Origin of the sequence: Salegentibacter echinorum, from assembly GCF_900129445.1 — a bacterium.
Taxonomy (GTDB): Bacteria; Bacteroidota; Bacteroidia; order Flavobacteriales; family Flavobacteriaceae; genus Salegentibacter; species Salegentibacter echinorum.
In genome coordinates, this window is sequence record NZ_FQVT01000003.1 from 252,162 (window position 1) to 264,199 (window position 12,038).

At 36.7% G+C, this 12,038-nt stretch carries 9 protein-coding genes; all 9 read left to right on the forward strand.

Annotated elements, in window-relative coordinates; translation table 11 throughout:
* Positions 1-82: 82 nt before the first annotated feature.
* The 9 genes from BUA71_RS07140 (at position 83) to BUA71_RS07180 (ending at position 11,941) form a co-directional block, all read left to right on the forward strand.
* A complete protein-coding gene (locus tag BUA71_RS07140; protein WP_072878162.1) occupies positions 83-1,045 on the forward strand; it encodes a polysaccharide deacetylase family protein in 963 nt (320 codons plus the stop codon).
* A 107-nt stretch (positions 1,046-1,152) separates the two neighbouring features.
* Positions 1,153-3,054 (forward strand): asparagine synthase (glutamine-hydrolyzing), encoded by a 1,902-nt coding sequence (gene asnB / locus BUA71_RS07145; protein WP_072878164.1) that lies wholly within the window; start codon positions 1,153-1,155, stop codon positions 3,052-3,054.
* Between the two features lie 3 nt (positions 3,055-3,057).
* Complete coding sequence (locus BUA71_RS07150; RefSeq protein ID WP_072878166.1) at positions 3,058-4,224, forward strand: glycosyltransferase family 4 protein; 1,167 nt, start codon at positions 3,058-3,060, stop codon at positions 4,222-4,224.
* Between the two features lie 46 nt (positions 4,225-4,270).
* Positions 4,271-4,876: a sugar transferase gene (locus BUA71_RS07155; protein ID WP_072878168.1), complete on the forward strand. Its 606-nt coding sequence runs from the start codon at positions 4,271-4,273 to the stop codon at positions 4,874-4,876.
* Positions 4,863-5,480, forward strand: coding sequence for an acetyltransferase (locus BUA71_RS07160; RefSeq protein ID WP_245812550.1), 618 nt, complete (start codon positions 4,863-4,865; stop codon positions 5,478-5,480). Before BUA71_RS07155 ends, BUA71_RS07160 begins: the two co-directional genes overlap by 14 nt.
* Positions 5,473-6,648: a DegT/DnrJ/EryC1/StrS family aminotransferase gene (locus tag BUA71_RS07165; protein ID WP_072878170.1), complete on the forward strand. Its 1,176-nt coding sequence runs from the start codon at positions 5,473-5,475 to the stop codon at positions 6,646-6,648. The genes BUA71_RS07160 and BUA71_RS07165 overlap by 8 nt, the downstream gene beginning before the upstream one ends.
* 101 nt (positions 6,649-6,749) lie before the next feature.
* On the forward strand, positions 6,750-8,729 hold the full coding sequence (locus BUA71_RS07170) for a polysaccharide biosynthesis protein (protein ID WP_072878172.1): 1,980 nt from the start codon (positions 6,750-6,752) through the stop codon (positions 8,727-8,729).
* A 19-nt stretch (positions 8,730-8,748) separates the two neighbouring features.
* Positions 8,749-9,531 (forward strand): polysaccharide biosynthesis/export family protein, encoded by a 783-nt coding sequence (locus BUA71_RS07175; protein ID WP_072878416.1) that lies wholly within the window; start codon positions 8,749-8,751, stop codon positions 9,529-9,531.
* A 4-nt stretch (positions 9,532-9,535) separates the two neighbouring features.
* Positions 9,536-11,941 (forward strand): GumC family protein, encoded by a 2,406-nt coding sequence (locus tag BUA71_RS07180; RefSeq protein ID WP_072878174.1) that lies wholly within the window; start codon positions 9,536-9,538, stop codon positions 11,939-11,941.
* The last annotated feature ends 97 nt before the right edge of the window (positions 11,942-12,038 follow it).

Below are 12,038 nucleotides of genomic sequence, written 5' to 3' on the forward strand. Positions count from 1 at the left end.
CTATTAGCCTGACAGATCTACTGCTATCGGCATCGACGAACTAACAAACTAAGGAATCAACAAACTAAGGAATCACAAGAATATGAATGGAGCGCTAATAATTTCACTGGATTTTGAACTTTTATGGGGAGTTTTCGATAATGTAAACTATAACGATAAAATCGAATATTTTCATAATACCCGGGAAGTAGTGCCCAAAATTCTTCAGCTATTTGAAAAGTATGAAATTTCCTGCACCTGGGCTACAGTAGGGATGTTGTTTAACGAGAACTGGGAAGAGTGGAATGAGAATATTCCCGGGACTTTGCCCGGGTATGAAAATAAGGAACTTTCGGCCTATCGTTTTGGGAGATCAATTCAAAATAAAGAAACCGAATCACTATGTTTTGCGCCTAATCTTATAAGAAAAATACAGCAAACTTCCAGGCAGGAAATTGCTACTCATACCTATTCTCATTATTATTGTCTTGAGCAAGGACAGAATAGTGATAGTTTTAAAGCCGATTTAAAACTTGCCGTAAAAATGGCACAAGCCTTTGATGTGGAATTAAGGTCTCTCGTCTTTCCCAGAAATCAATTTAACCGGGAATATCTTGAAATCTGTAAAAATCTTGAGATTAGAAATGTAAGATCGAACCCAACTAATTGGTACTGGAAGGATACCGGAAAAGATTCGTTATTAAATAAGATATTTAGAACGGGAGATGCATATGTTGGTTCAACAAATAAGTCTTATAATCTAGAGGAATTACCAAACAGGCGCAATGAACCATTATCACAAAAAGCGAGCAGGTTATTACGTCCTTTTTCCCCTAACCAAACTTTAAATAGTTTGAAAATTAAACGAATAAAACAGGAAATGACGAAAGCTGCAAAAAACGCTGAAGTATATCATTTATGGTGGCATCCGCATAATTTTGGTGATTTTCCTGCAGAAAATCTTAGGGATTTAGAAGAACTACTTATTCATTACAAACATCTAAAGGAAGAGTTCGATTTTCAATCGCTGAATATGCAAGAAATAGAACAACTTTTTGTGGGCTAAATAAGTTAAGCTTAATTCTACGTAAACTCCCCATGGGAATTTTTATGGTCTAATGGAAAAGATATTCCTTTAGAACCTGTTATATTTGCAGTTTTTAAAGTAAATATATGTGTGGGATTAATGGTTTTGTAACCAAAGGACAGACAGACCAGGAGCGATTGAGAAAAGAGCTCGAAAAGATGAATAATCAAATTATTCATCGTGGACCAGATCAGGATGGGTTTTTTGCAGAAAGTAGTACTTCTTTTTCGGTCGCTATGGCCATGCGAAGGCTGTCTATTATAGACCTTAGTACCGGGAAACAACCTATCTACAATGAATCTAAGGAAGTGCTCATTTTTTTTAATGGGGAGATTTATAATTACCTTCAGCTTAAAGATAGCCTTAGCAAAAAGGGGCATACGTTTAAAACCACATCAGATACCGAAGTTATTTTAAAAGCTTATGAAGAATGGGGCACCGATAGTTTTGGGAGGTTAGATGGCATGTTCGCTTTTAGTATTTATGATAAAAGAAAGAATAAGATCTTTATCGCCAGAGATTTTTTCGGTGAAAAACCCTTGTATTATACTCAGGTGAAAGATCAAATTATATGGGGATCAGAATTGAAATCGCTTGTTGAGATTTTACCGGCCAAACCTGCAATTAGTAAAGAAGGTCTCAATTTATACTTTAGGTTAACCTATATACCTGCGCCTCACACGATTTATGAAAACATAAAAAAACTGGAAGCCAATCATTTTATGGAAATCGATTTGGTTAATTTTACCACCAGAATTAACCGAATAAATAACGAAAAACCGGTAGAGGTAGATCCTAAAATTTCTTTTGAAGAGGCCAAAGTCCAAACTAGAAAATTGGTAGAGGAAAGTGTGGAAAATAGGTCTATAGCCGATGTCCCATTGGGCACATTCCTATCTGGAGGGGTAGATTCTTCGGTGGTCTCCCTGGCCTTATCTAAAATAGCCGACCGTAAAATCGATACTTTTTCGGTGGGTTTTGAGAAGAAATCTTTCGATGAAACCGATAAATCCCGAACGGTAGCAAATTTAATTAATAGTAATCATCACGAATTTATAATTTCGGTAGAAGATCTTAAAGGAAATTTAAATGAAATACTACTGAATTTTGATGAACCTTTTGCCGATTCCTCTTCTCTGCCTACTTACTTGGTGGCGAATAAGACCCGCGAAGATGTAAAAGTGGCCCTTACCGGAGATGGCGGCGATGAGATATTTGGGGGATATAACAAATATTATATTGGAAAGATGAACCAAAAGTATGCTTCGGTCATGCCAGAAGCCTTTCATGACAAAATTAAAGGAGCAGCCAATAATATTTTAAGTACAAAAGATGATAAACGGGGGACGCGCTTTAAAATTAGAAAATTAATGAATGCCATTAATTATGAAGGTGACTTTTATTATAACATTATTTCCCTGGCTTACCAAAATCAAGAAATTTCCCAACTATTAAAAGCAAACTGGGTTAGTCCGAGAATTTTTGAACCTTATAAACAAAAACTCGATTATAAAGCGCAAAGCCTAACTGATTTTCGAAATATCGACAAAATTCTAAGTTTAGAAGGTGACATGCTGGTGAAAGTAGATCGCACCAGTATGTTGACATCCCTGGAGTCGCGGGCCCCATTTTTAAATAAAAAGCTATGGGATTTTACCGGACAATTACCAGAGGATTATTTAATGAAGGGGTGGAACAAAAAGTATATTTTAAAAGAGGCCTTTAAAGAATATTTTCCGAAAGATTTTCTGGATAAATCCAAAAAAGGTTTTGGAGTTCCGGTAGGGGATTGGCTTCGGGATTATTTGAGACCAGAGTTGGAATTTTATATCGATAATAAATTTCTGGAGCAGCAAAATTTATTTCAGAAGGAATACATAGTTCCACTGGTAAAGGATCATATTTCTGGTAAACAGGATAATACCTTTAGAGTGTGGGCTTATTTCTGCTTTCAAAAATGGTATAAAGAGACTTATTCACAAATATAAATTATGCCTAAAAAATTAATACGCATTACCACTATCCCGCTTTCTCTGGAAAAACTTTTGGAGGGTCAACTTAGTTTTATGAATAAGTATTATGAAGTGACTGCTGTAGCAGCCGAGAAAGAACGTCTCGAGAAATATGGCCGGGATAATGATGTCAAAACCTTTTGGGTAGAAATGACGAGAGCTATTACCCCAGTGCAGGATATAAAAGCAGTTTTACGCCTATATAAGTACTTTAAAAAAGAAAAACCCGAAATTGTGCATACCCACACCCCAAAAGCTGGAATTGTAGGAATGTTGGCAGCTAAAATGGCCGGGGTGCCTTTAAGAATTCATACCGTTGCCGGTTTGCCTTTAATGGAAACTACCGGGAGGAAGAGAAAACTGCTAAATTTTGTAGAAAAATTTACCTATAAATTAGCGACAAAGGTTTTTCCAAACTCGAGAGGGTTGGAAGAAATCATTCTAAAGGAGGGATTTGCGAAAGAAGAAAAGTTAAAAGTGTTGGGAAAAGGGAGTAGCAATGGTATTGATACCTCTTATTTTGATCCTTCTCAATTTGATGCTGTTCAAACGAAGAATAAAAGAAAAGCTCTTGGAATTGCACAGGATGATTTTGTGTTTATTTTTATAGGAAGATTGGTGAGTGAGAAGGGGATAAATGAACTTGTGAGTGCATTTGAAACGCTTCAGCAAGAACAAGAAGCTATTTCATTATTGTTGGTTGGACCATTTGAAAAGGAATTGGATCCTCTTAGGGATAAAACTTTTCAAGCTATTAAGAATAACGATAAAATTTATACCACCGGCTATCAGGCAGATGTAAGACCTTATTTTAGTATAGCCAATGCTCTGGTGTTTCCTAGTTATAGGGAAGGTTTTCCCAATGTAGTAATGCAGGCGGGTGCGATGAATCTGCCGGCTATTGTGACCAATATTAATGGTTGTAACGAAATCATTGTAGAAGGGATAAATGGCGTGATAATTCCTGTAAAAGATGATGAGGTTTTAAAAAAACGAATGCAACTATTTGTAGAGAATAAAAATTATACAGAGCGACTTGCTACAAATGCACGTGAAGAAATATGTAAATATTACGAACGTAAAGAGTTTTGGCGAGTTTTGTTAAAGGAATACAAAAATTTGGAGAAAGCCTATTTAAAATCTTAATTTTGCGCGACTAAAAAAGCGGCAAATTAAATCTTTTAGCAACCATATGTACAGACAATTTTTTAAACGATTTCTGGATTTCTTTGTTGCTTTTATGGCATTATTAGTGCTTAGTCCGTTATTAATTCCTATCACACTTTTATTAGCTTTGGCCAATAGTGGAAAGCCTTTTTTCTTTCAAAAACGACCTGGAAAAAACGAGCGTATTTTTAAGATTATTAAGTTTAAAACTATGACAGATGAGCGGGATTCGAAGGGGGAATTATTGCCAGACGAAAAACGCCTTACTGCTGTAGGAAGTTTTGTAAGAAAAACATCTATAGATGAACTGCCTCAGCTTATTAATGTGATTAAAGGAGATATGAGCTTAATAGGTCCAAGGCCTTTATTACCTCAATATTTGTCGCTTTATTCAGAAAGACAGAAGAAAAGACATTGCGTGCGTCCCGGGATTACCGGTTGGGCACAGGTTAATGGTAGAAATGCCATTAGCTGGACAAAAAAGTTTGAATATGATGTTTGGTATGTGGAGAATCTTTCATTTAGCCTGGATGTAAAAATCATTTTTAAAACTATAAAAAAAGTGCTGATTTCTGAAGGAATTAATACCGCTAATATGGCAACTACCGAAGCATTTAATGGAAAGAACTAAGATAAATATATATGGTGCCAGCGGCCACGGTAAAGTAATTTTCGACGTCTTAAGGAGTCAGGACCTTGAAATTCATGCTATCTTTGACGATAACCCTGAAGTAAAAGAATTTCTGAATTATACAGTAATACACAAACCCAAAGGTGATGCGTTGCGGCTGCCTACAGTTTTTGCCATTGGAGACAATAAGATTAGAGAGAAAGTAACTAATAAATTTCAAGGTATTATTGCCGATGCTGTTTTTCATCGCTCTGCTGTGGTTTCGGCAATTAGTAATTTGGGTGAGGGTACTGTAATCATGCCAAATGCAGTGGTTAATGCGGGAACGAGAATAGGAAAACATTGTATTGTAAATTCGGGTGCTGTTGTAGAACACGATGTAGAACTTGGAGATTTTGTACACGTTGCCCCCAATACTGCAATAACAGGTAATGTAAAAATTGGAGAAGGCACACAGATAGGGGCAGGTGCATCTATTGTTCCCGGCATAACAATTGGAAAATGGGTCTCAATTGGTGCTGGAGCCGTCATTATAAAAGATATCCCGGACTATGCGATTGTGGTTGGTAACCCCGGGAAAATTATAAAATATTCTAATGAGTAAAGATAAAATATGGTTATCCTCTCCACATATGGGAGGTAATGAGCAAATCTACGTCAATAAAGCTTTTGAAGAGAACTGGGTAGCACCATTAGGACCAAACGTAAATGGTTTTGAAGAAGACATTAGAGAGTATCTCTTCTCCTCCCCCTTAGCGGGAGGTCGGGAGGGGGCCGAGGGGGCTTCTGTGGCCGCCCTAAGTTCCGGCACAGCTGCTTTACACCTTGCGCTTATTATGCTTGGAGTTAAGGCTGGAGATGAGGTGATTTGCCAGAGTATGACTTTTGCAGCTTCAGCTAATCCCATTGTATATCTTGGAGCCACACCAGTTTTTATAGATAGCGAAAAAGATACGCTAAATTTATGCCCCGAGCAGTTGGAAAGAGCAATAAAGGACCGTATTGCGAAAGGAAAAAAACCAAAAGCGATTATTGCCGTACATTTATACGGAACTCCTTATAAGGTTGATGATGTTCATAAAGTTGCTTCAGAATATGAAATCCCGGTGATTGAAGATGCTGCGGAAGCATTGGGGAGTACTTATAAAGAGCAAAAGTGCGGTACTTTTGGAGATTTGGCCATTTTGTCTTTCAACGGAAATAAAATTATCACTACTTCGGGCGGAGGAGCGCTAATCACCGGGACGCAAAAGCAAAAAGAAAAGGCAGTGTTTTTAGCAACCCAGGCCAGGGATGCGGCACCTCATTATCAACATAGTGAGATTGGGTATAATTATAGGTTGAGTAATATTTCCGCAGGAATAGGTCGCGGACAAATGGAAGTTATTGACGAAAGAGTAGGTGCCAGAAGAAAAATGCACCAATTTTACGTAGATTTGTTTGCCGGTATTAGAGGTGTTAAAGTATATTCTGAACCAAATTCAAACTATTTTTCCAATCATTGGTTAAGCGTGATAGAAGTTGATAAGAATGCAACAGGCGGAATTACCAGAGAAGATTTAAGACTGCATTTAGAGCAGGAAAATATTGAAAGCAGGCCACTCTGGAAACCAATGCATATGCAACCGGTCTTTGCAGAAGCGCCATTCTATGGAACAGGAATTGCAGAGGCTCTTTTCCAAAACGGACTTTGTTTGCCTTCCGGTTCTAATTTAACCGATAAGGAAAGGTCTCGAATAAAAGCGAGGATCTTGTCTTGTTTTTCAAAATAAGATAAAAACACTATCTGGTGTCTTAAAAGTTTAGAGCTCCAGATCGTTAAACTGCAGCCATTTGTGCTAACTGACTTTATGATGCAATAGAAGCTGAAATTATGATTGGAGATAAACTAAATAGTGCGCTTAAAAGTATTTTATCGGGAAAAGACACCTCTCTGGACCTGAAAAATATAAAATATCTACCTCGTTGGGTGGTATATCTTATTGATATATCCCTGGTAGCCGTTTCCACTCTGCTTACTATATTAATTGTTATAGATCTTACTCCCAGTTATTATACCTTACTTAGTTTTTACGATAAAACTTTTTTAATACTAGCAGTACATATTTTTTATTTCTATATTTTTAAAACTTATGCAGGAATCATAAGATACTCTTCTAATATAGATGCACTAAAACTTCAATTAGCCACATTTAGTTCGTTTCTCACGCTTACCATTATCAATTACATTGTTTATTTTGTAATTGACGAAAAGATATTTTTAATAGGGGGCTTGTTTATTAATTTATGTATTTCATTCTCATTATTGTTCCTGTTTAGATTGGGGGTAAAACAAATTTATGAGTATTTTAAATTAGTGAGCAGAGAGGAAAAAGTGCTGCGAGCGGTGATCCTGGGGGCCGATGAGAATGCAATCTCTATTGCTGGGGCACTTGATATAGAAATACCCCGGCGTTTTAAAATAGTAGGTTTTCTAACTAATGAAAAGCACAACAAAAGCATACGTTTATTAGATAAACCGGTAATAAACTATTCCTCAGAAATTCATAAAGCAGTAAAAAGCGTTGATGCAGATGCGATTGTACTTTCAGAAAATAATTTTACCGCCGGAGAAAAGTTTAATTTTGTTGAAGATTGTTTAGAAAATAATATCCAGGTTTTTAATGCTCCAATTGTTTCAACCTGGGGGGAAGATCAACAACCTATCGCTAATAAGGTAAAATCTTTACAAATTGAAGATTTATTAGAGCGAGAGCCTATTCGCTTAAATCCTGAAAATAAAGAAAAACAATTAACCGGAAAGACTATCCTGGTAACAGGGGGAGCTGGCTCGATAGGTAGTGAAATCGTAAGACAGGTTGCTAAATATAAACCTAAGAAACTTATCATTTTAGACCAGGCAGAAACACCTTTGCATAGTCTAAGTCTGGAAATAAATGCCAAATTCCCCAATTTAAATTGCAAATTTATTATATGTGATGTTGGAAATCACAGGCGTTTGGAGCTTATGTTTCAAAATCAGGATATCAATGTAATATATCACGCCGCGGCCTATAAACACGTGCCATTAATGGAAGAGAATCCGCATGAGGCGGCATTTGTAAACATTATGGGGACAAAAAACTTGGCAGATTTGGCATTAAAGTATCAGGTTTCTCGTTTTGTGATGGTTTCTACAGATAAAGCAGTAAATCCTACTAATGTGATGGGAGCTTCTAAGAGAGCTGCAGAAATGTATGTGCAGTCACTTTATCACTCTAAGGTGCAGGAAGACACTAATACTACAAAGTTTATCACTACCAGGTTTGGGAATGTTCTGGGATCCAATGGTTCGGTTGTTCCTTTATTTAAAAAACAAATAGAACGTGGCGGACCGGTAACAATTACCCATCCAGATATTATTAGATATTTTATGACGATTCCAGAGGCCTGCCAGTTGGTGCTGGAAGCAGGCACTATGGGGAATGGAGGGGAAATTTATATTTTTGATATGGGAGAACCGGTAAAAATAATGGATCTTGCCATAAAAATGATTAAACTTGCAGGCTATGAGCCCAATAAGAATATAAAGATAAAAATAACCGGATTAAGGCCGGGTGAAAAGCTTTATGAAGAGCTTTTAAATGAAGAAAGTAGAACCTTACCTACCCATCACAAAAAAATTATGATTGGACAGGAAGTAGTGAAAGACCACGAATTTGTAAGTGAAAGAATAGAGAAAATCATCAAGTCTGCAAATAGTTTAAATGCCGATAAAATGGTTAGAAAGTTAAAAATACTCATCCCGGAATTTAAAAGTAACAACTCTTCTTTTGAAAGTCTGGATAAAAAAGAAAAAATAGCTAGTGAATAATTTTACAAAAAGAAACTGGATGGTTAATAGTCTTCAAAAGTTTACCCTGCTTTTTTTAATTATATTAAGTGTTTCAAGCTGTGCTACCAAAGATGAAGTAGTTTATTTTAATAATGCACAAAGTTTAAATGGGAAAGAAAACCTTCTGGATTACGAACCCCATATAGAAAAAAACGATGTTTTGCGAATTAATGTTTCATCTTCATCTGTTAATGAGGAAATAACGAAACCTTTTCAAATGAATACGCAGAGTAACCGTAGTAGTGGAGGCGGTGGCCAAAGTCAATCCCTTACCGGTTATTTAGTAAGTCCCGCAGGAACTATAAATTTTCCTGTTTTAGGTACGGTACAGGTAGAAGGTCTTACCCGAACCGAAATTCAACGAAAATTGGAAGGACAAATCGAAGAATATGTGAGGGATCCCGTGGTAGATGTACGTATCGTAAACTTTAGCGTAACAGTTTTGGGGGAAGTAGGTGGTGCCGGTAGAATTCAAATTTCCGATGGAAGAGTAACCATGCCAGAGCTTATTGCCATGAGTGGCGGTATTACCTATAACGGTAAACGGGAAAACGTTATGATAATTCGTGAAGTAAACGGTGTAAAAAGTGTTGGTTATATCGATATGACCGAAACCGATTTATTTGATAGTCCGTACTATTACTTAAAACAAAATGATTTGGTATATGTGGAACCCACTTACAAAGCAGTAAAATCTGCCGGCTTTTTTACTAGTTATCAGGGGATAATTTCAGTGGGAACTACAATAATAAGCCTTTACCTTTTAATAAATAGCCTTTAATTAAATGGAAGAATTAAACGATTTTACTGAGGAAAAGGAAGAGTCTAACTTTGACTTGAAAGCTGAAATTTTTAAATATCTTGCCTATTGGAAATGGATATTATTAGGCTTTTTAGTTGGTGGTTTATTTGCCTATTTATACAACCGCTATACCATTCCCAAATTCAATACAGAGGCAACCCTGCTCATTGTTCAAGACGAGCAAAATAATGCGATGAGTGCTATGCCATCTCGCGGGAGGTCTGTTCTTTCTATAGAGGAAGATGGTCTTCAAAACCACATTGAGAAATTAAAGTCAAAGCAAATTGTTGAAAGTGTGGTCAACGAATTAAACCACCATATAAGTTACTTTATTGAGGGAAATGTGATTACCGTAGAAGCGTATAAGAGTAGTCCTATTTTTATTGAGTTTATTACCTCAGATTCTATAGTTAATAATTCATCGATTAATCTTTTTGTAACTCCAATTTCAGATACATCTTTTAAGTTAGAAGAAGAAGGTAGGGAGTATTCAGAAACCCATGAAATTGGGGAAATAATTGAAATGAATGGTTTGAAATTTACCATTTTACCGCGCTCTGGAGGGGTGGAAGGTACATTTGGTAAAACCAGCACAGTTAATATTAGACTTAAACCTGTAAAGGAGGTCGCAGCGAAGTATATTTCGAAATTGCAGGTGGTTCAAAAAGGTAAAGCTAAAGATATTCTATTGCTAAATTTGGTACAGGAAAGTCCTGATAGATCAGAAGACTTTCTCAATAAATTAATGGAAAGTTTTAATGAAGCAGGAATAAAAGATAAGCAAGAAGTAGCTGAAAATACTACAGCTTTTATCCAGAGTCGGTTAGAAATGATTACTACAGAACTGGATTCGGTAGAAGGAGGAATTGCCCAGTTTAAACGTGAGAATCGAATTATGGACATTGGTAGTGGGGCTTCCCAGTTTCAACAAAAAGTTTCTTCTGCTGAACAAGAAGTTTTTAACTTGGAGACTCAATTAGAACTTCTAAAATCTGTAGAGAAATTATTGCGTAGTCAGGGAGATTATGAGTTATTGCCCGAGATAGGTATTAGCGAAGGAGGGGTCTCTGGGTTAGCAAACTCTTATAATACTCTGGTAATGGAGCGTAATATGTACCTAAAAGGGGGAACTGAAAAAAATCCAATAGTAGAAAGTCTTACGGAACAATTGGATGCATTAAGAAAAAACCTTTTTGAGAGTATAGCAAGTACAAAGCAATCACTTAATATACAGCTAAATGAGTTAAATCAACGCGGGGATCTCGCAGAAGGTCAATTCAGCAATTTTCCTGGTTTGGAAAAAGGAATGCGTAGCATTCAACGGCAACAAACGATTAAAGAACAGCTTTATTTATTTTTATTACAACGCCGAGAGGAAGCAGCGATTTCTTTTGCCTCTACGGCATCTGTAGCCCGTGTAATTGATTCAGCTTATACTCTAGAATCCTCTGTAGCCCCGGAACCCTGGCTAATATTAGTAGGCGGATTTTTAATTGGCTTAATTATTCCAATTTTAATCATTTTTGCCAAAAATATGATGGACACCAAAATACATCATAAAGGGGAATTGAATCAGTTAATAAAACATATTCCTTTTATAGGAGAGGTGCCACGGGTTTCTGGAAATCAGGAAGATCAGCGCATTGAAGTGAATGACAGGTCACCATTAGCAGAATCTTTTAGAATTTTAAGAACGAATCTTGCTTATTTATTTCAAAATAAAGGGACAGAAAGAGGAGAAGTCATTTTTGTGACCTCTACTATAAAGGGTGAAGGTAAAACATTTATCGCCTACAATATGGCGCGTACACTTGCGAGTACCGGTAAAAAAGTTTTACTGGTAGGAGCAGATATTCGTAATCCTAAATTGCATAGATATGGTCATATAAGTGATACGGCTCCGAAGGGACTATCAGATTATTTATATGATTTGGACGTAACTGAAGAAGACGTTATTTCTTTAGAAAAAAAGGCAGGAATTAAAGTAGATATGGTGCTTTCAGGTCCTATACCTCCAAACCCGGCAGAATTATTAATGAATGACCGGTTAGAGCAATTATTAGAATATGCAGCAGGCCAATACGATTTCGTAATTGTAGATACTGCGCCTACCATGATTGTGACAGATACGCTACTTATTAGTCCGTTAGCCGATACCACACTTTATGTAGTTCGTGCCGATGTTACGGACAAAAAGATGCTGGATTTCCCAAAAGAATTAAAGCAGCAAGGCAAGATCAAGAGTCCGGCTATTGTTTTAAATGATGTAGATTACTCTAAATTTTCCTACGGAGCTAAATATGGGTATTCCTATGGATACGGCTATGGCTACGGACAGGATAAAGAATCTCGTTGGAACCGTATAAAAAGAAAACTTACCGGTAAATAGGATGTTGTCGGTTTTCAGTTCTCAGTTTTCAGTTGTGAGTTGTAGTTGCCTACTGAATACTGCGACTGCCAACTGGTTATTGTTTGTTGTTAGCGAG